Source organism: Konateibacter massiliensis, assembly GCF_900184995.1.
Classification (GTDB): domain Bacteria; phylum Bacillota; class Clostridia; order Lachnospirales; family Lachnospiraceae; genus Lachnotalea; species Lachnotalea massiliensis.
The window spans coordinates 366,921-386,182 of record NZ_LT860098.1 but is presented as its reverse complement, the minus strand read 5'-3'; the positions used below and the strand labels follow the sequence as shown (position 1 = coordinate 386,182).

The window sequence follows — 19,262 nt, the reverse complement described above, 5'->3', positions numbered from 1 at the left end:
GAAATACTTTATAATGAGTATACATGATCAATATAAGATTTTGGAATTTAAGGATTTGGGTGATGATAGAGGTAATCTTGTTGTCGTAGAAGGAGAGATGGATATCCCATTTGCGATCAAGCGCGTTTTTTATATTTACGGCTCTGATTCAGAGGTAGTGAGAGGACAGCATGCGAACAAGAAGACAGAATTTGTCATGATTAATGTGAGCGGCACCTCCAAGGTTAAGGTGGATAACGGTGTAGAGACCGAAGTGATAGAGTTAAACAGACCCCGTATGGGGCTTTATCTTCCAATCAATGTATGGAAGGATATGTATGATTTTTCAGAAGACTCTGTGCTTCTTGTTCTGGCAAGTGAGCATTATGATTCTTCCGAATATATACGAGATTATGATGAGTTTTTGAGGGAAGTAGGAGTTTCAAATGAGTAAATTGTCGATTATCGTTCCGGTATATTATAATGCAGATACGATTATGCTTTTATATGAAGATTTAAAGGCGAAAATATTAGAAAAATTAGGTGATTACGAGATTGTTTTTGTGGATGACGGCTCCGAGGACAATTCATGGGATGTCATGAATCAGATTAAGGCGCTTGATGATAATGTCAAGTTGGTCAAGCTATCCAAAAACTACGGCGAGCACGCGGCGGTTCTTGCTGGACTTATGAATTGCAGTGGGGATTGTGCCGTTGTGAAGCAGGCTGATCTTGTAGAGCCGGCAGAGCTTATACTGGAAATGAAGGAAAGCTGGGAAAAAGGAAATAAGGTTGTTCTTGCCGTGAGAGCGGACAGAGACGACGGCCTTATGGAAAAAATTTTTGCAAACCTGTATTATGCGATTGTAAGAAAGTTTATTATGTCCTCCATGCCAAAGGGAGGATTTGACTGTTATTTGATAGACCGCCAAGTGATTGAGGTGCTTCGTATGCTGGATGAGAAAAATTCAGCGCTTACGCTTCAGGTGCTGTGGGTAGGCTTTAAGCGGGATATGATTTATTTTCACCGCGGGGCAAGAGAAATCGGGGAATCCAAATGGACCCTGTCAAAAAAGGTTAAGTTGGTACTTGATTCGATGATGAGTTTTTCCTATTTTCCGGTGCGGTTTATGTCGGGAGTGGGCGTTCTCTTTTTCGGAGCTTCTGTGATATGGGCACTTGTTATAGTGTTCCAGAGATTTTTCACAGATGTGGATGTAGAGGGATGGACCTCCTTGATGGCAATGCTTTTATGCTCTTCAGGGCTTATTATGTTGATGCTTGGAATTATCGGTGAATATATCTGGAGAGCGCTTGATGCGTCCAGAAACAGACCGCCGTATATTGTGGATGAAATTGTAGAGAAAGACAGCAAGGAGCATGAGTCATAATTGACTCATGTTTTTGTATGAAAGAAAAATATTATGTTCACGCACACTATTTAAAAGGAGTTGCTTTATGTTAAATACAGTTTGGAACTTTGTTGAGAGCCTGGCACGAAAAATTGTTTTTTGGCTGGCAGGATTGTTTGGAATTCAGATTCCGGAAGAAAAATGGCAGAGTCTGATGCAGTTTGTCAAGTTTGGAATGGTGGGTCTTTCCAATACGCTTCTTACTTATGTGGTATATGTGATTTGTGTTGCAATCGGCATTCACTATCAGGTGAGCTATTTTATCGGTTATATGGCAGGCATCATCAATGCTTTTTACTGGAATAATAAGTATGTATTCAAAAAGCAGGACGGCGAAGAGCGTTCCCTTATAAGAGCGTTTATAAAATGTGTAATGTCTTACGCAGGCGGATATGTCTGCTCGTCAGCGCTGTTATTTTTGTGGGTTGCAATTTTACATCTGCCGGAATATATATCACCGCTGATCAGCTTGCTCGTTACAATTCCGCTTAATTTTATTCTGAATAAAAAGTGGGCGTTTAAGGCAAGCACCAACTGAAGGAAAGAAAAGGGGGAGGGGAAGAAATGAAAGAACAAAACGGACGAAACGGCTCTATAGAGCTTATGCGTTTTCTATTGATTGCGGCGATAGCTGTGATGCATTTTAGCAATTCTTATTTTGGACAAACGCCCTATTTTGACGGAGCATATGCGGCTACGGAGTTTTTCTTCCTTGTGTCAGGCTATCTGCTGTTTCGAAGCTTTTATAAAAACAGGGAAGCGAGAAAAGAGATAAGCGCATGGAAATTTACGGTCCATAAAATAAAAAATCTTTATCCATATTATATCATCTCGTTTTTTATGATTTTTTCATTTAGCATGCTAAGCGAAAGAGCGGGCATTGGAAAGTGGCTGGTTAGTCTCGGTAAGTCTGTCTGGGAGCTTTCTTTTTTGCAGATATCCGGATTAAAGGGGTTTGTGCTTTATAACTATCCGGCGTGGTATATCTCGGCTATGCTCTTGGCAGGTTATTTTATCTATACTCTGCTGGAACTGTGGGAGAAAAAGTTTGTGAAATTTGTTATGCCTCTGTCAGTCCTGCTTATCTATTGTTTTTTCTCTAAAAATGCGGAAAGCATCGATGTGTGGGGAGGCGCTAAGATATTCGATATATCAGATGCGCTGATGCGAGCATTTGCGGGAATGTGCTTAGGCGGTATTTCCTATTATGCAAGTATTGCGATAGGGAAGAAAGAGCTGAAGGGCAAAACAAGGCTATTGCTGACAGGCAGTGAAATTGCAGTATTTATTTTGGCAATGATACTGATGGCAGGTGTGGGACATACGCAGACAGACTTCTATGTAATTGCTCTGCTTGCATCTGCGGTGATACTTGCATTTTCAGGTCAAACCCACACAGAGAAGCTGTTTTCCAATGCGGCAGTCAACTTTTTGGGAAAAATAAGTTATCCAATGTTCTTAAATCAAATATTTGTGATTTCACTGTTTGGAACCTTCTGGGAAGGCTTGGGATACAAAGAAGCAGTATTGCTGTTTATGGCGGTGCTGACGGTCATATCGCTGGCAGAAATGCTTGTTTTGTATGGATTAAGAAGAGTGATTTGGAAGAAAAAGTAATTCGTTGAGAGTAAGATTAAAAAAGAGGCTGTAACCATGAATTTGGTTACAGCCTTTGTTTAAATCAAGGGACTAGGGAGTTAATGCGGACTTGTCCGCTTTGTTTTGTCCTATCGGTTACTCAATAAGTAATAATCTCCGGTCTGGGATAAGATCGTGTAGGACGTAAGCTCCTCTTTAAACTGTTCATAATAATCTGCGGAAATGTAGAGTACGCCTTCGTTTTCCTCTGCTAAAAATCCGTCTATTCCGCCGCTCATGCAACGGTAATCGCCACTGATTTCACCGAGGAACAGCTGGTCCTGCGACCACTCACTCAAAGGTTCTTCGCCGCCGTTTAGAAAGAGATAGGCGTTTGAACTTGCATAAGCAGAATCCTGTGATACGCTTTCTGCAATAAAATCTTGGAAGGTATCCCCAGAAACTGATTGAATAGCAGAAACATTCAGGTTTGTATATTTAATTAGGAAAAATGCTGCAACAACAAGCAATGTCCATCTTGCCTTATATAGTACTTCTTTGGAGCCTAGCAGCTTGGCAGTGTAGATGCCCCCTACCATGGCGAGCGGAATAAGTGTTGGGTATACATACCATACTAATTTCGTCTTGGTAAGAGAGAATGCCACAAACGGAATAAAAAACCAAAGTACGTAGCCGAGGAACTTTTTAATATTCTCCTTCTGGAAGGTCCGGTGAAAATAGATTGCACCGACTGCACAAATACCCAGAATAAAACTGTAAATATAATTAACCGACGTCTCGTCCTTTCCGATGAGATTATAGGAGCCGTCCATATTTTGATAATAGCCCTTGAAGATATATTCAAAATAAAAGGCGAGAGGGAATTCATGCCCTTCAGCAGCTTCGCGTGTACGATTCAGTAAATCTGTCTGCAGCATTTCAATAAAAAATGTCGGTCCGTCGGCGATAAAGCGCGCGATTGCCCAGAGCAGAAGCGGTACACTAAAGGAAAGGAAAAAGAAAAGCCATTCCTTTAATTTTAATTTTTTGATTTCTCCGGTAAGAAGCAGATAAAGTCCCCCGATTATAACAATCATGCCGGAATGCCAGCTTTTTGTGAGAAAGGCAAGTGCAAAACACAGACCGCTCACATAGAGCATTTTTTTATTTTCATGAATCAGCATCATCGCAAGCATCGCGAGCGTAAAAAACATGACATACATGGAATCGGCATCTCCCGCACGCGCCATGTGTGCGACAAAGGCAAGGCCGCTTGCGCAGAAAAATCCCATTGTAAAGAGAGAAGCAAGCTTGCTGGAACGCTTTACAAAAAGGCTTGCAGCCACACAGGTAATAAAATAACAAAGGGCACTGTAAAACCGCAGGGAAAATACCTGAAAACCAAAAAGCCTGAAGCCAAGCATAATGCCCCAATAGCTCAGAGGCGGTTTTAAATTCCAATAATCATTTTCATAATTATAGGTATTTACAATAAAATCCTTGTTCTTATACATTTCATAGGCGTTAATGCCGTGCCTTGCCTCATCCCATGCGGCTACCCACTTGACATCAAGGCGGTAGAAGCACAAATAGAAGAGTACGGCGGACAGCAACACAAAAATCGGTATATAAAAACGATTTAAAAAATTAATAATTGTATCATATGCTTTTTTCATATAGTTCCCCTTTTGCTATTCCATGGTGGTTTGCTGCTTTTTCAAAATTTCCTGACAAATACGCTCTATAATTTCACTGTCTGTTGACCAGTCAAATTTTCTGGCAAAGAGATAATCGGAGTTCATAAGCTCGTCGTAATCCTTTGCGGTCCATACATAAGGATTGCCTCTCGTCCAGTCAATATAGCGCTGATTTGCGTGATAGTCATCGTTGTATTCCATAGAGTAAAGCCTGTCCTTAAAATGGGAGGAATACACAAGTGTCTGCAAAACGCATTCATCCGGTGCGAAAGTATAGCGGGTTCTTTTTTTGATCTCCTCAATACGCTCCGCTGCGTAAACCGCCAGCTCATGTGTCACGCTGCTCCAGTTTGACCCATAGCTTAAGATATCCCTGATATCTGCCTGCCTGTCAACTCGAAACAAGGTTTGCAGTGCGACGCTTATCTTTTCTCCGATAACGCCAAGGAGTGCTTTTCTAAAAAATCCGTCTCCTCGCACATAGCGAAGGAAAAAGTGGTAGAGAGAATAGCGTTTGTATAGATGGTCCTCCACAGGAGGTTTTGAGACAAAGTGAACAAATTCCTTGCCGGTATTCTGCTTGAAAAAGTCGTGTATCTCATCCTGCGTTTTCAAGGGAAGACACACACCCGATAAAAGATGATAATATTCATAAGTATCTTTTTTTGTGGCTGTCTTGTAAAATTCGAGCTGTATATCGGCAAGTCCCGGTGTTCCCCAGCTTCCGTCCAGGCGCTCTAAAAAAAAGACATGCGAGCGTTTGGCTAATGCCTGAAAGCGTTCTATATTTGTTAGTTTTATATTTTTATCAATATGAAGGTAAAGGTCATTGCGTTCATCATCAAGAAGTGTAATCAGTCTCTCCAACAGCTCCCAGTTGTTGAATGCAACAATGCCGTATGCATGTTTCATGGATATACCTCACTTATAATTAATCTATAATCTTTCAAAGTATATCATACTTTGGAAGACTTGATAAGTCCTAAGTCTACGTATGGCATGAAAAGGGAACTAAAACCAAAGACAAATACCGCCATACTTTTAAAAGTAAAAAAGCTGTGCTGCATACTGTGATTTGCCGCAATTGTATACCAGATAAAAGGATAAACGGAGATACCTAGGAGCATAAGTGATGTAATCCATTTATTCTTTTGACGATAGCTTTTTGTTATTAAAATGAAAAGAAGGGAAGCAAAAAGTAAAGCGGCAACCAAGTATAAGGTTACACCATTTTCCAAATAGCTCTTCATGTTCTGCATCATTTCAACCCAGGTAAAAGAGGTTTCTCCTATTGTATTGCTGCTTCGCTCTTGGAATTTGCTCAATCCTTTTGAGATTTGGTTGGTTCCGGTGACAAGAGAGGCAAGAATCCATTTAGAAGCCCACATGCCAAGGTAACCAATAAACCAGAGGGAGGAAAAACCGGCAGCTTTCCCGATTGCAGGGATAAGCTTTTCTTCTTCGCTCAATATAAAGTATAAAATCAAGGAAAAGCCTAGCACCATAATTGGGTAGGTAAGAAAGTCAAAATAGCTGGTGCACATACCGATAATCATAAAATACATCCATATATGTAAGCGGAATTTATCGTTGTTATAAAACAGCAGCATAACAATCATCGAGACAGATGCCAGATGAAAAATAGTGGAGTACTGTAGGGACATAAAAATAGTTCCCAAATTTAAAAAGCAAAGGGCTGTTATATAAGGAAGGATATATGCAGTTTTTTTTCGGTGGTGCAACAGCAGGCATATCAGCACAATGCTTGAAATAATAACAAACATATTTAAGTTTCTTATCTCGGTGAGATTAAAAAATAAAAGCAAAGGCTTTAAGACAGTCTGAAATCCTTGCCAGTACCACTCATATGTGTGGACTCGAAGCGAATCTCCCGTTAGGATTCCGCAAACCAAGCAAGATTCCCCTTTTGTTGCTCCTTTTTCGTAAATGCGGTAATTGTACACGGTTTTCTCAAGCAGGCTTCCGTCACCTGTATATCCTGCGGAAAGCAGCATGATGGCATCGGTAAAGTTGTCCAGGGTAGAGGAAATATCACCATGTGTGATAACCCAATAATCAGTTTCGGTCTGAAGGACACTGCCGGATTCTCGAACATGCAGAGCGATTCTCTCAGAAGGAAGCAGATGACTGAAAAAAAGTAACACGAATCCTAAAAAAAAGACGAGAATAAAAGCTAGGGCTCCTTTGCCCAAATGCTTTATAAAGTTTTTCATAAATAACTCCTTACAATATAAATTATATTTTGTTTAAGAATACTAAATTTTATCCCAAAAAGCAATATGTGTATGACTTGCCTATTTCATAAGAATCGTTTATGATAAGAGGGGTGTAAGACGAATTTTACGGAGGAAGAAAAATGGATAAAATAGCAGTATTGATACCTTGCTATAATGAAAGTAAAACCATTGAAAAGGTTGTTGAAGATTTTAAGAAAAATCTGCCGGAAGCAACCATATATGTATATGATAATAATTCGACAGACGGCACGGCAGATATAGCCAAACGTGCGGGTGCCGTGGTTCGGAAGGAATATATGCAGGGGAAGGGCAATGTAATAAGGAGAATGTTTCGGGAAATTAATGCGGAATGCTATATCATGACGGATGGCGATGATACCTATCCGGCGGAATACGCAAGAAGCATGATTGATAAAGTGTTAAGCTATCAGGCAGACATGGTAGTGGGAGACAGGCTGTCCTCGACCTACTTTACTGAAAATAAAAGAAAGTTTCATAATTTCGGAAATTCCTTTGTCTGCCTCTTGATTAATCTGTTATTTCAAAGCGATATTAAGGATATTATGACAGGGTATCGTGCATTTAGTTATCAATTTGTTAAATCGTTCCCTGTTTTGTCAAAGGGCTTTGAGATTGAGACCGAGATGAGTGTTCATGCGATTGATAAAAATATGAAAGTGGAAAATGTAATTATTGATTACAGGGACAGGCCGGTTGGCAGTGAATCAAAATTGAATACTTATTCAGATGGACTAAAGGTGATGAAAACAATTGCCAGACTGTTTCGCATCTATAAACCGATGCAGTTTTTCTCTCTGCTGGCGGCAGTATTGTTTGTGCTAAGTATGGGATTTTTTATTCCGATTTTTATGGAATTTCTAGAAACAGGGCTGGTGAGCAGAATTCCTACACTTATTGTATGTGGGTTTGTGGCGATGGCGGCACTTCTCTCTTTTTTTGCAGGTCTTATACTGGCGAGCATTGAACAGAAAAACAGACAAGACTTTGAAATGGAACTACATAAGCTGGAAGAAAGAAAAAATATGCATTTTTTATTTGCAGTAGATAAAAAATAGTGATAGTATATATGGAAGAAAATAGATAAATCAGGGAATGATATAGAAAAGAAAGATAAACAGGAGATTATAATGAAAAAGTTGTTAGTAACCGGCGGTAACGGTCAATTAGGAAGAGCAATCAATAAGCAGTATGCCAACACAGACTATGAGCTAATAAATACAGATACAGAGCAGCTTGATATAACAAATTTGGATGCGGCTGTAAAAATGATACGCGAGGTAAGGCCTTATGCGATTATTAACTGTGCGGCACACACAAATGTGGATGTTTGCGAGACAGACCAGGATAATGCATACCGAATTAATGCAATCGGACCAAGAAACTTAAGTATTGCAGCAACGGAAGTCGGAGCAAAGATGGTTCATATCTCCACAGATTATGTATTTGAAGGAAATGGGACAAGACCATACATTGAGTTTGACGCCACAAATCCGCAGGGAGTATATGGAGCAAGCAAGCTTGCGGGAGAGAATTTTGTGAAGGATTTTGCAAAGGATTACTTCATTATCAGAACGGCTTGGCTTTATGGAGACGGCAAAAATTTTGCAAAGACAATGCTTCGCCTCTCAGAGACAAATGATAAGGTAAGAGTAGTCGGGGACCAATTCGGCTCACCGACAAGTGCTTCTGAGCTTGCGAAAATGATAGCATATCTAGTTTCGACAGAAAACTATGGATTGTTCCACGGAACATGCGAGGGCTCTTGCAATTGGGCAGAGTTTGCGAAAGAAGTATTCAGACTTGCAGGGAAATCTACCAAGGTGGAGACTATCACAACAGCAGAATATCCGACACCGGCGGTGAGACCGGCATATTCAGTATTAGAAAACTATATGCTAAAGCTTACAACCGATTTTACTTTTATGCCGTGGGAAACGGCTATTAAGGAATACATGGAGAGTTTATAAAATGCTAAAGAGCTTTGAGATGGTAATTCTCTTTTTTGTAGTGGCATTACTGCTGGGAATTGTACCGATAAGGATTGCCAAGGAAAAACAGAGTGGAATGCTGAAAGCGGTATTATACGGCTGTATCATGATGCTTGTCTTATTTGAGCTGCTTGCTGTTCCCGCGACTATGATGGGACAGAGCCTTACAATGCTGACGATGGTTTGGGCGGGAGTGGTTGTGATTATTGTGATAATCTCCGCCGTTACAGCAAAGAGTTACTTAAAGGAGCAGGTAAAGAGCTGGGGAATAAAAAGAAAGAGCCTTACCTATTTAGATGGTATAATTCTTGTACTTATTCTGATACAGATTGTCGTCTGCGTCAGGTATGTATTTTTGCATGCGAATGATGCCTATTACGTGGGAATGACGGCAACAACTTTAAGCAGTGACAAAATACTTGCGTTTTCACCATATACCGGAACAGAAGTCCAGTGGAGTGACTACAAGTATCATGTGTTGTCCTCCCTTCCTGTATTTTGGGCAATGCTTGCGAAGATATCAGGCGTTTCGGCGGCGTTTATGTGTCACACTGTGGTGCCGATGCTTTTTATTCCAATCGGTTATATTTTGTACAGAGAGATTGGACTTTTGTTATTTAAGCAGGATAAGAGAGCGATGGGCATCTTTTTACTTATCATCTGTGTGGGTAATTTCTTTATCGGAAGGAATTATGCTTCTTCCTATGAGATGCTGTCCACTACAATTTGGCAGGGCGGAAGTTTTTTATATAATATTGCTCTTCCGGGAATTTTTTATTTTGGATTTAAATTATTAAGGAAGAATCGGACCAAAATAGATTTGGTTATGCTTTTCATGATGATTATTGTAGGAATTATGACAGTGCCTACAACGGGAATTGTGTTATCGATACTTCTGGTTGCGGTGCTGGGATTTAGTTTTACTATCGAGAAGATGATTACAAGAAGGAAGAGGAAGGATGCAGGAATTCATATCTAATGTGCAAACTTTACTGGAAGTATATAGAGGAATTGGAAAAATAACCCTTTTATTGACAGCGATATTCGGCATGATGCTCGTAAAGTCGAACCAGAGAAGAAGGGTTATTCTTCTTTATGCCATAATAGGGAGTATGATACTGTTAAATCCCTTTTTACTTAAGCAGGAATCAGTGATTTTAGGGGACAATCATATTTATCGGCTTGGAATGGTGCTGTTAATTCCAATACTCAGTTCTTATGCTCTGACCGTAGTCTATAAAGGCCTGACGGATAAGAAGGAGAAGCTTATTGTTATGGCGGGAATTATATGCCTCGTGGCTTTTAGCGGTAAATTTGTCTACACAAGCGAATATTTTCATAAATCCGCCAACGAAGGAAAAGTATATGATCTAGCGGTGGATTTGGCAGACTGTGTAACCGCAGTGAGAGAAAATCCTACTGTGGCGGTTTCCGAGGTGCAGGGAGTGTTTATACGTCAACATAATGCTTCTATCAGACTAGTTTGTGCCCCAGAACAGACGGAAAACTGGGCGGAAAAAGAGGATGAAAATATATGGGATATGCGTGCTATGCTGGCAGATCCGGCACCCGATATGGCAGAACTCACCGAGCTTGCCAAGGTGCTTGGCTGTGATTATTTGATCTTGCTCGATGACCAGTTGAAGGCGGACAGCCCGGAAAATTACGGATTTATTTATGTGAACACCTTTGAGGCATTTCAGGTATTTGAAAATCCGGAAGGAGGCGAAGGATGATTGATTTAGTTGATATACTGGAAGTGATATACTGGAATTTATGTATACCGACTTTGATTGGCTATCTGATTACAAGATTTTTAAAACAGGATAGCAGAGATAACCTTGCGCTTAACTTTGTGATTGGCTTTGCGGCAGTTCTTGGAATTTTTCAGCCGATTGCTCTTATCGCAATTTATTTGAAGACTTCACTTAGCCTGCTTATATTGGTGATGAAGATTCTCTGGCTGGCTTTGAGTGTCGTGTCACTTGCTTTAAATTGGAAGAGGTTGTGGAACTGTTTAAAGAAAATTCCGATAGCTTTGAAAGGATTTAATTTTTTCCTTGTTGCAGCAGTTGTCTTGATTTTGATACAGGCATATGTGTATGTGGAATATGAACATATTGATGATGATGATGCATTTTATGTGGCGATGGCAAGCACCTCAATCGCAAACGACAATTTATATAGGCAGAGTCCGTATTCCGGACTGAATTACTCTGAGTTTCCAAGCAGATATGTGTTGTCACCTTTTTCGATTTATTATGCTGTAATATCGGAGCTTACAGGGGTTCATCCAACTATCTATGCGCACGTATTTTTACCGCTTGTTTTATTGCTCTTTGTCTATGTGGTTTATTACCTATGGGGAAAAGAGTGGTTTGAAGATAATAAATATCTGGGCGTTTTTTTGATTCTGATAAGCTTCTTGAATATATTCGGAGGCTATTCAGAGAATACGACCCAAAGCTTTATGCTGATGAGACTGTGGCAGGGAAAAGCATTTCTTGCGGCGGGATTGATACCATTTGTATTATACTTGTGCTATAAAATTCGAAAAGAAGAAAATGTATGGTGTTTTTGGCTGATATTGTTTTTGGTTGTATCGGCATCCAGCCATGTTTCTTCGATGGGAGTTTTTCTTGCGCCCATCAGTATTGGTTGTTTTGCGCTTGCAGACCTCATTCAGACAAGAAAGATAAAACGATCTGTTGGATATCTGATAAGCTGTTTTCCGTGTATTGTTTGCGGAATTATCTATATCATAATTAGTTAATTACAATGGAGGAAGTTATGTTTACAAGTGGCTGGGAAATTGTGCAAGATACTTATGAGCGATATGCGGCAGATGGAGTGGTTCAGCTATTGCTGATTGCCGCAATAGTTGTTCTGCTGATAAAGGAAAAGAAAAACGAAAACAAACAAATGGCATATTATGCTATTGCTTTGATAGCTGTTGTCGTATTTCCGCCGATTGTACTTGTTTTGACTCATTTTGCAGGTGAGGATGTTTATTGGAGGATATTCTGGCTTGTTCCGAGTGTCATAATAATTGCTTTTGCAGCAACCAGATTGATTGAACAGGCAGGTAAAAGGTCGAAACAGAGAATACTGTTTGTGGGGGTACTGCTTGTTATTGTGCTTGGCGGAAAGAGTGTTTACAATGCAGAAACTTTTAATAAGGCAGAAAACTTATACAAGATTCCGCAGGAAGCAATTGAAATCTGCGAGATGGTAGCACCTGATGGGGGAGCGACAAAGATAATAGTGCCGGAAAGCATTGTGTCCTACATTAGACAGTATAATGCGAATATCAATCTTCTTTATGGAAGAAATATGGGAAAAGATGTCCAAAAAGGATATCGGTATAAAGTGTTGCTGCAATTAAACAGTGCGGAGCCCGATGTGAAATATATAGCAAAAAAAGCAAAAAAGAAAGAATGTGAATATATCGTATTTGAAAATTTTTCAAGTGGAACAGAAACGATAGCGGATTATGGATACGAGCTTTTTGGAAGCACACAAAATTATGTGATATATAAATTAGTTGAGTAAAAAGATAGAAAAAACACGGAGATATGTTATAATTAAGTAAAAAAATTGAAAAGTTTGGAGGAAAAACATGAACAGTACAACATTGGTGATTATGGCGGCGGGAATTGGAAGTCGTTTTGGTGGGGGCATCAAACAGTTGGAGCCGGTTGGACCAAGCGGAGAAATTATAATGGATTATTCTATTTATGATGCCATAGAGGCAGGATTTGATAAAGTGGTATTCATTATCCGAAAGGATTTGGAAAAAGATTTTAAAGAAATAATTGGAAGAAGAATGGAAAAGGTAGTTCATGTGGAATATGCATTTCAGGAGCTTGACGATATTCCAACAGGTTTTGAAGTGCCGGCAGGAAGAACAAAACCGTGGGGGACAGGACAAGCAATTCTTGCGTGCAAAGATATCGTTTCAGAGCCGTTTGCGGTAATAAATGCAGATGATTATTACGGTAAAGAGGCATTTGTAAAAATTCATGATTATCTGGTTAGTGCTGAAGATAAGGGAGATAAGTACAATTACTGTATGGCAGGATTTATCTTAGGCAATACATTGAGCGACAACGGAGCTGTGACAAGGGGTGTGTGCAGTGTTAACAGCGATTTATATCTTGTTGACGTGGAAGAGACGAGTGGCATCGAAAAGGTTGGCGATAAGGCAATTGCACCTTCGACAGATGGAACAATAAGAGAGATAGACAAGAACAGTTATGTGTCTATGAATATGTGGGGATTTTTGCCTAGTATTATGGATGAATTGGAAACAGGATTTTCCGAATTCTTAAAGAATCTGGGGAATGCAGAGGAAAAGAAAGAATATCTTCTTCCTATTATCATTGACAATTTGATTAAATCAGAAAAAGCAAATGTCAAATTACTGGAAAGCAAGGATAGATGGTTTGGTGTAACGTATAAAGAAGACAAAGAAGTCGTTGTGGCTTCATTTAAACAATTGATAGCAGATGGCGTATATCCGGAAAAACTGTTTTAAAACAGCTTTTGCAGAGCAAAAATTAAAGTAAGGACAAAAAAATGCAGGAAAAGAAATTCAATTTAAGAGGGAGCTTAAAGAAAACGGTTACAAGAGAAAATGTAAACAGCATTGCAAAGTATGTTGTATTGATTGCTTCGGCAATCTGGCTATGGTTTTTTCTGGGAGTTAATAAAGGATATATTATTTATGCCCAGGACGGAACGGTGAATAAGAATACGTTGGACACTGCCATTGTGTCAGTTATATTTGCGGTGCTGACCATTATTTTGGCGTTGATTAAAATCAAATGGAGCGATAGGGTGAATCAGCTTGTCTCATGGGCACTATTCTTTCTGTCGCCGGTTTATTGTTATTTTGCTTTTGAATTTTTTCAGAAAAGTATTTATACTATAGTAATTTCAAGCATAAGAAAGCGGTATATCCTGTTGGATTTTATTATATTGTCTGTTATTGTGCTGACATTTCTTATCATTACTAACAGCATAAAGATTGCAGTTATCACAATGACAATTGTAATCAACCTATTTGGTGTAATCAACTACTATATATACAGCTTTAGAGGTGTTGCGCTGGTAGCATCTGATGTATTTTCAATTCAAACGGCTGCGAGTGTTGCGAATGATTACAAGTTGTTTATGGATTATCATATATGTTATATGATTATTATGACATTGTTTATTGTCACAGTCATGTGCAAATTAAAAAGCTTCAAAGCATTTCCAACATGGAAATTAAGAGTTCCGGCTACGGTTGTGTATGTTGCTTACTTGGCTATTTGTCTGCATGTGTTTGTGTTTTCTAATCAGCTTGCAGAATGGAATGTTAAGCCAAAATTGTTCAATCCACATTCAGGATATAGAAAATATGGAACATTTGTTGCATTTGTTCGGTCGATTAATCCACTTATGGTAAAGGAGCCGGAGGGATATAGTGTTAAGCTGGTAGAAGATATTGCAGAGGAATACGGTGATAATACCGGAACAGGAGAAAATCCAAATGTTATTATAATCATGGATGAATCATTTGCAGATTTAAAGACGCTTGGTGACTTTGAAACAAATGAAGATTATATGCCGTTTATCAGAAGTCTTGATGAGAACACGATCAAGGGGTGGGCATACAGCTCGGTGTTTGGTGGAAATACAGCTAATTCGGAATTTGAATTTTTAACGGGCAACTCGATGGGCTTGCTGCCGGCAGGTGCGATTGTATATTCTCTATATATTAAGGACAAGTTTCCGAGCATTGTGTATAATTTTGAGAGTCTAAACTACACAGGAAATCTTGCCATGCATCCATATCTTCCTACAGGATTTAGAAGGGCAACTGTATATCCGATGTTGGGCTTCGAACAATTTATTTCACTTAGCGCTTTCAGTGACAGTGAAAAGCTGAGAGGTCTTGTGTCTGATGAAGCTAATTTTGAAAAAATTATTGAGACATATGAAGCTTCCAAAGTGCAGAGCGATGAGCCGTTCTTTATGTTTAATATAACAATGCAAAATCATGGCGGCTATGGGAATGCAGCCACGGATCCGAATTTTGAGACGAAAATAAAAATTACAGATGAAGATTATTATGATGCAGAAGCAGAAACCTATTTAAGTCTTGTAAAATATACAGATGAAGCAGTGGAACAGTTGATAGAGTATTTTGAGAATGTGGATGACCCTACTGTTATTGTTTTCTTTGGTGACCATCAGCCGGGACTTTCAAAAACATGGTTTGCGAAATTATTCGGCAAAAGCCAGAATGATTTGACCACGGAGGAATTAATGACGAAGTACAAAGTTCCTTTCTTCGCATGGGCAAATTATGATATCCAGGAGGAAACGGTGGATGGAATTAGCTTAAACTATCTGTCAGCTTACATCTTTAATAAAATTGGACTTGAACTAACACCATATCAACAGTATCTTCTTAGTGTTCACGAACAGGTGCCGGTTATGAATTCAGTGGGGTATTATGGTGTTGATGGTAAACTCTATGATTATGAGGATGTGGATTCTCCATATTATGATTTGATAAATGAATACAGAAGCGTTCAGTATAATAACGTTCATGACAGGGGAAACAGAGTGGATGAAATGTTTTACCTTAACTAAAGCTGGCTGGCCTGCGGATGAAGAAAGAGGGATAACGTTTGACGATTATACAGTGATATGGTAATATACTTAAGAACTATATTACTGGAAATAATAGAGGGTGCAAAAGAGCATGAAACAAGGGTTTTGGGTTAAAATCAAAGAGATTAAGATAAAAGATATTCTGCATGTTTTTCTTTTTGTTGCGGCGTTGCCCTTTGGCGCGGTGCTGAGAAGAAGACGTTCCTCCATGTGGTTACTATGCGAAAACGCAAATGAGGCGAGGGACAATGGTTACTGGCTGTTCCGCTATATAAGAGAAAAAGAACCAAAGCAGGATGTGGTATATGCAATAAAAAGAAAGTCACCTGACTATGAAAAGGTAGCGCTGTTGGGGGAAGTGATAGAGTTTGGTTCCTTCCGACACTGGGTTTACTATTTGGCGGCAGAAAAAAATGTCAGTACCCAAAAGGGTGGTAAGCCTAACGCAGCAGTTTGTTACCTGCTTGAAGTTTATGAGATAAGGAAGAATAAAAGGGTCTTTTTACAGCATGGGATTACGAAGGATAATGTGGAATTTCTGCATTATAAAAATTCTAAAATCCAGATGTTTATGTGCGGTGTACAGAGAGAATATGAATTTGTAAAAGAAAAATTCGGCTATCCTGCAGGCGGTGTAAGGTTAACAGGAATGTGCCGCTTTGATAACTTGTATCATGCAGTTACAGATAAGAAACTGATTTTAGTTATGCCTACTTGGCGTGGCTGGCTTTCACCTCCATCTGATTCTAACAAGGTGGATGGGAAACGTCTGGAAGTGTTTCAAGAGACGGAGTATTATAAAGAATGGCAGGGTCTGCTGGACGATGTAAATTTGATACAATATATAGAGAAAAACGGATATCAGTTAATTTTTTACCCTCATCGGGAGATGCAAAAGTTTGGCAGGGCATTTCATGCGAACAGCCACAATATTAAGATTGCCGATGAAAAAAATTATGAAGTACAGGAGCTATTGATGTCGGCAGCGTTGCTTATTACGGACTATTCTAGTATAGCAATGGACTTTGGCTATATGAGAAAGCCGCAGATATATTTTCAGTTTGATGTCTCGCAATTTAGAAAAGAGCATTATGAAGAAGGCTACTTCAGCTATGAGAAAGATGGGTTTGGACCGATTTGTAAGGAGAGACAACAACTGGTGGAACAGATTGTGCATTACGGGAGTCAGGAATTCTCAAATGATATTGAATATAGGCAGCGTCAGGAAGCGTTTTTTACCTTTTATGATTCTGATAATTGTAAGCGGAATTATGAAGCGATAAAAAGTTTCTGATTCGAGGAGGACGAATGAAAGAGTTTATCAAAAAGATACAAAAATATTACAAATACACGATATATTCCGGTAAGGCGGAGTTGAAGTCAGAGACAGCTAACTCACACTTAAGCTGGCTGTGGTGGATACTGGATCCGCTTTTGTTTATGCTGGTGTATTCTTTTATTGCATTGATTGTATTTGGAAAAGGAGAGCAGTATTTTCCGGCATTTGTATTTATTGGCTTAACCTGCTGGCAGTTCTTTGAGAGAACAGTAAAGCAAAGTGTAACGCTGGTGACGAAGAATGCTCAGATTGTAACGAAAGTATATATTCCGAAATATATTCTGATTTTTGTTAAAATGTTTTCTCACGGATTTAAGATGTTTATTTCTTTTTGTTTAGTGCTTATTATGATGGTTATATTACGTGTTCCAATCAGCTTAAATATATTGTTTGTTATCCCGATACTGCTTATACTGGGGGTTGTGACGTTTGGATTTAGCGCCGTATTGCTTCACTTTGGTGTGTTTGTGGAAGATTTGGCAAATGTAATGACCGTCTTATTGAAACTGGTATTTTATATGTCCGGTATTTTTTACTCAATTGCGGGCAGAGTTGATGAGCCTTATGCGACTATTTTGCTGAAGTTCAATCCGGTGGCATTGATTATCAGTAGCATGAGGGATTGCATGATATACTCTACGACACCTGATTTGCCATGGCTGCTGTTATGGCTTGTTGTGGGACTTGTTTTGTCCTGCATTGGTGTAAATGTGATACACAAATACGAAAACAGTTATGTGAAGGTGATATAATATGGGACAGGAATATGCAATAGAGGTTAAAGACCTAAAAATTAGATATCGTTCTTTGACCAAGATGACAATTAAAAAGAGCCTGCTTAAACTTAAAAAAAGTAAAGCTGAAATTTTTGAGGCGGTTAAAGGTGTTTCCTTTAATGTACCTCAGGGTGAAATAATGGGCATAGTCGGGAAAAATGGAAGTGGAAAGTCCACATTGCTAAGAGCAATTGCAGGAATTTTTGCACCGGATGAAGGAAGCATAGACCTGCACAGTCATTCGGTATCTCTCCTTTCTATCGGAGTCGGCTTTCAGAAGAAGTTGACCGGCCGCGAAAACATATATTTGTCAGGATTGTTACTGGGATATACAGAAGAATACATCAACGAAAAAATGGATGAAATTATAGAGTTTTCGGAATTGGGGAAATTTATAGATAAACCCGTAAAGACATATTCCAGTGGTATGCATTCGAAACTTGCATTTTCCATCACTGCGATTTTAGAAGCAGAGATTATGTTAATTGATGAAGTGCTGAGTGTTGGAGATGCAAAATTCAAGAAGAAAAGCTATGCAAAGATGGAAGAGCTTATCAGCAATAACGAACGCACGGTTATTATTGTATCTCACAGTATGGATACATTGAGAAACTTGTGTGACAGTATTTTATGGTTGCATGAGGGAGTAATAAAACAGCAGGGAAATACAGAGGAAGTGCTGCGTGCATACGAAGAGTTTATGTCCTAAAAAATGTTGGTTGACATAATATAAGGTGGTATATGGAAGTTTATAATGAATTGAAAGCAATTCAAAAAGCGGAATTGAATATTTTAACAAAGTTTGCCGGTTTTTGTGATGATAACGGATTGCGTTATTGCCTCGCCGGCGGAACTTTGCTGGGAGCGGTAAGACATAGCGGATTTATTCCGTGGGATGATGATATTGATGTTATGATGCCCAGACCGGATTTTGAACGGTTTATTGAACTGACAAACGGAACAATGGCAGAGAAATATGAAGTATTATGGAAAGACAAGTATGAGAATTTCCCAATTCCTTTTATAAAGGTGGTGGATAAAAGTATAAAGGTATCGTACAAATTAATGCAGGAGCCTCAGTCTTTGTGGATTGATATATTTCCGATTGATGGGCTACCGAAAGAGGAAAAAGAGTTTAAACGGCTTGTTAGAAAAATAGGGCATCTGAAATATTTTTTGTGGCAGGCGACAAGTGACGAGCAGGATATTGAAAAAACGAGTAAAAGAATTGCAAAGAAGATATTATTTTTTCCGTTTCGACTTATCGGTGCAAAGTATTATGCTGATAAGATAACCAAAACAGCAAAGCAATATAAATTTGAAACATGCGATTATGTGGGCTGTATTGTTGCAAAATACGGAAGAAAAGAGAGAATAGAAAAAAAACACGTAGAAGAGAGAATTAAGCTTTTATTTGAAGATAAAGAATTTTATGTCCCAAAGGGATTTCAAGTATATTTAACGAATTTGTATGGAGACTATAATCAAATACCGAAAGAACGGCATACACATTTGAGACAAGAGTAAATTTTATGAAAGAATAGGTGT

At 39.0% G+C, this 19,262-nt stretch carries 19 protein-coding genes; 16 read left to right on the top strand and 3 right to left on the bottom strand.

The window, feature by feature from the left end; genetic code table 11:
* Positions 1–13 precede the first annotated feature (13 nt).
* From CTY48_RS03095 to CTY48_RS03080, 4 genes are all read left to right on the top strand, one after another.
* A complete protein-coding gene (locus tag CTY48_RS03095) occupies positions 14–433 on the top strand; it encodes a sugar 3,4-ketoisomerase (RefSeq protein ID WP_099467054.1) in 420 nt (139 codons plus the stop codon).
* The gene (locus CTY48_RS03090) at positions 426–1,370 is read left to right on the top strand and encodes a glycosyltransferase family 2 protein (RefSeq protein ID WP_099467053.1); all 945 of its coding nucleotides are present in this window, start codon (positions 426–428) and stop codon (positions 1,368–1,370) included. Before CTY48_RS03095 ends, CTY48_RS03090 begins: the two co-directional genes overlap by 8 nt.
* A 67-nt stretch (positions 1,371–1,437) precedes the next feature.
* Entirely contained in the window at positions 1,438–1,929 is a 492-nt protein-coding gene (locus CTY48_RS03085; protein ID WP_180272624.1) for a GtrA family protein, read from the top strand.
* A gap of 26 nt (positions 1,930–1,955) precedes the next feature.
* Positions 1,956–3,008, top strand: coding sequence for an acyltransferase family protein (locus tag CTY48_RS03080; protein WP_099467051.1), 1,053 nt, complete (start codon positions 1,956–1,958; stop codon positions 3,006–3,008).
* A gap of 110 nt (positions 3,009–3,118) precedes the next feature.
* On the opposite strand, the gene CTY48_RS03075 is transcribed toward CTY48_RS03080, so the two are convergent.
* Genes CTY48_RS03075 through CTY48_RS03065 form a run of 3 tightly spaced genes read right to left on the bottom strand, consistent with a single transcriptional unit; the run spans position 3,119 to position 6,900 of the window.
* Positions 3,119–4,645 (bottom strand): ArnT family glycosyltransferase, encoded by a 1,527-nt coding sequence (locus tag CTY48_RS03075; RefSeq protein WP_099467050.1) that lies wholly within the window; start codon positions 4,643–4,645, stop codon positions 3,119–3,121.
* Between the two features lie 15 nt (positions 4,646–4,660).
* Positions 4,661–5,578, bottom strand: a complete 918-nt coding sequence (locus tag CTY48_RS03070; RefSeq protein WP_099467049.1) for a beta-1,6-N-acetylglucosaminyltransferase — start codon at positions 5,576–5,578, stop codon at positions 4,661–4,663.
* A gap of 44 nt (positions 5,579–5,622) precedes the next feature.
* Positions 5,623–6,900, bottom strand: a complete 1,278-nt coding sequence (locus CTY48_RS03065) for a hypothetical protein (protein ID WP_099467048.1) — start codon at positions 6,898–6,900, stop codon at positions 5,623–5,625.
* Between the two features lie 143 nt (positions 6,901–7,043).
* Here CTY48_RS03065 and CTY48_RS03060 point away from each other — a divergent pair, with 143 nt between their 5' ends.
* The 12 genes from CTY48_RS03060 to CTY48_RS03005 all read left to right on the top strand — a co-directional run bounded on the left by CTY48_RS03060 (position 7,044) and on the right by CTY48_RS03005 (position 19,241).
* Positions 7,044–8,000, top strand: a complete 957-nt coding sequence (locus CTY48_RS03060; protein ID WP_099467047.1) for a glycosyltransferase — start codon at positions 7,044–7,046, stop codon at positions 7,998–8,000.
* Between the two features lie 72 nt (positions 8,001–8,072).
* On the top strand, positions 8,073–8,912 hold the full coding sequence (gene rfbD, locus CTY48_RS03055) for a dTDP-4-dehydrorhamnose reductase (RefSeq protein WP_099467046.1): 840 nt from the start codon (positions 8,073–8,075) through the stop codon (positions 8,910–8,912).
* A 1-nt stretch (position 8,913) separates the two neighbouring features.
* Positions 8,914–9,912, top strand: coding sequence for a DUF6077 domain-containing protein (locus CTY48_RS03050; protein WP_099467045.1), 999 nt, complete (start codon positions 8,914–8,916; stop codon positions 9,910–9,912).
* Entirely contained in the window at positions 9,893–10,669 is a 777-nt protein-coding gene (locus tag CTY48_RS03045) for a hypothetical protein (protein ID WP_099467044.1), read from the top strand. Before CTY48_RS03050 ends, CTY48_RS03045 begins: the two co-directional genes overlap by 20 nt.
* Positions 10,666–11,706 carry a DUF6077 domain-containing protein gene (locus tag CTY48_RS03040; protein WP_099467043.1) on the top strand — a complete coding sequence of 347 codons (1,041 nt, stop codon included), beginning with the start codon at positions 10,666–10,668 and terminating at the stop codon, positions 11,704–11,706. Before CTY48_RS03045 ends, CTY48_RS03040 begins: the two co-directional genes overlap by 4 nt.
* A 17-nt stretch (positions 11,707–11,723) precedes the next feature.
* Positions 11,724–12,485 (top strand): hypothetical protein, encoded by a 762-nt coding sequence (locus CTY48_RS03035; RefSeq protein ID WP_099467042.1) that lies wholly within the window; start codon positions 11,724–11,726, stop codon positions 12,483–12,485.
* Between the two features lie 67 nt (positions 12,486–12,552).
* Entirely contained in the window at positions 12,553–13,470 is a 918-nt protein-coding gene (locus CTY48_RS03030) for a sugar phosphate nucleotidyltransferase (RefSeq protein WP_099467041.1), read from the top strand.
* 41 nt (positions 13,471–13,511) lie between these two features.
* Positions 13,512–15,578, top strand: a complete 2,067-nt coding sequence (locus tag CTY48_RS03025) for an LTA synthase family protein (RefSeq protein ID WP_099467040.1) — start codon at positions 13,512–13,514, stop codon at positions 15,576–15,578.
* A gap of 112 nt (positions 15,579–15,690) precedes the next feature.
* Positions 15,691–16,893, top strand: a complete 1,203-nt coding sequence (locus CTY48_RS03020; RefSeq protein WP_099467039.1) for a CDP-glycerol glycerophosphotransferase family protein — start codon at positions 15,691–15,693, stop codon at positions 16,891–16,893.
* Positions 16,894–16,907: 14 nt separating this feature from the next.
* Positions 16,908–17,690: an ABC transporter permease gene (locus CTY48_RS03015; protein WP_099467038.1), complete on the top strand. Its 783-nt coding sequence runs from the start codon at positions 16,908–16,910 to the stop codon at positions 17,688–17,690.
* Position 17,691: 1 nt separating this feature from the next.
* Positions 17,692–18,423 carry an ABC transporter ATP-binding protein gene (locus tag CTY48_RS03010; protein WP_099467037.1) on the top strand — a complete coding sequence of 244 codons (732 nt, stop codon included), beginning with the start codon at positions 17,692–17,694 and terminating at the stop codon, positions 18,421–18,423.
* A 32-nt stretch (positions 18,424–18,455) separates the two neighbouring features.
* Positions 18,456–19,241, top strand: coding sequence for a LicD family protein (locus CTY48_RS03005; protein WP_099467036.1), 786 nt, complete (start codon positions 18,456–18,458; stop codon positions 19,239–19,241).
* The last annotated feature ends 21 nt before the right edge of the window (positions 19,242–19,262 follow it).

Excerpts from the sequence above, each read along its gene's own strand:
- CTY48_RS03095 (WP_099467054.1), top strand. The coding sequence starts at position 14 with ATGAGTATACATGATCAATATAAGATTTTGGAATTTAAGGATTTGGGT.
- CTY48_RS03090 (WP_099467053.1), top strand. The coding sequence starts at position 426 with ATGAGTAAATTGTCGATTATCGTTCCGGTATATTATAATGCAGATACG.
- CTY48_RS03085 (WP_180272624.1), top strand. The coding sequence starts at position 1,438 with ATGTTAAATACAGTTTGGAACTTTGTTGAGAGCCTGGCACGAAAAATT.
- CTY48_RS03080 (WP_099467051.1), top strand. The coding sequence starts at position 1,956 with ATGAAAGAACAAAACGGACGAAACGGCTCTATAGAGCTTATGCGTTTT.
- CTY48_RS03075 (WP_099467050.1), bottom strand. The coding sequence starts at position 4,645 with ATGAAAAAAGCATATGATACAATTATTAATTTTTTAAATCGTTTTTAT.
- CTY48_RS03070 (WP_099467049.1), bottom strand. The coding sequence starts at position 5,578 with ATGAAACATGCATACGGCATTGTTGCATTCAACAACTGGGAGCTGTTG.
- CTY48_RS03065 (WP_099467048.1), bottom strand. The coding sequence starts at position 6,900 with ATGAAAAACTTTATAAAGCATTTGGGCAAAGGAGCCCTAGCTTTTATT.
- CTY48_RS03060 (WP_099467047.1), top strand. The coding sequence starts at position 7,044 with ATGGATAAAATAGCAGTATTGATACCTTGCTATAATGAAAGTAAAACC.
- rfbD (WP_099467046.1), top strand. The coding sequence starts at position 8,073 with ATGAAAAAGTTGTTAGTAACCGGCGGTAACGGTCAATTAGGAAGAGCA.
- CTY48_RS03050 (WP_099467045.1), top strand. The coding sequence starts at position 8,914 with ATGCTAAAGAGCTTTGAGATGGTAATTCTCTTTTTTGTAGTGGCATTA.
- CTY48_RS03045 (WP_099467044.1), top strand. The coding sequence starts at position 9,893 with ATGCAGGAATTCATATCTAATGTGCAAACTTTACTGGAAGTATATAGA.
- CTY48_RS03040 (WP_099467043.1), top strand. The coding sequence starts at position 10,666 with ATGATTGATTTAGTTGATATACTGGAAGTGATATACTGGAATTTATGT.
- CTY48_RS03035 (WP_099467042.1), top strand. The coding sequence starts at position 11,724 with ATGTTTACAAGTGGCTGGGAAATTGTGCAAGATACTTATGAGCGATAT.
- CTY48_RS03030 (WP_099467041.1), top strand. The coding sequence starts at position 12,553 with ATGAACAGTACAACATTGGTGATTATGGCGGCGGGAATTGGAAGTCGT.
- CTY48_RS03025 (WP_099467040.1), top strand. The coding sequence starts at position 13,512 with ATGCAGGAAAAGAAATTCAATTTAAGAGGGAGCTTAAAGAAAACGGTT.
- CTY48_RS03020 (WP_099467039.1), top strand. The coding sequence starts at position 15,691 with ATGAAACAAGGGTTTTGGGTTAAAATCAAAGAGATTAAGATAAAAGAT.
- CTY48_RS03015 (WP_099467038.1), top strand. The coding sequence starts at position 16,908 with ATGAAAGAGTTTATCAAAAAGATACAAAAATATTACAAATACACGATA.
- CTY48_RS03010 (WP_099467037.1), top strand. The coding sequence starts at position 17,692 with ATGGGACAGGAATATGCAATAGAGGTTAAAGACCTAAAAATTAGATAT.
- CTY48_RS03005 (WP_099467036.1), top strand. The coding sequence starts at position 18,456 with ATGGAAGTTTATAATGAATTGAAAGCAATTCAAAAAGCGGAATTGAAT.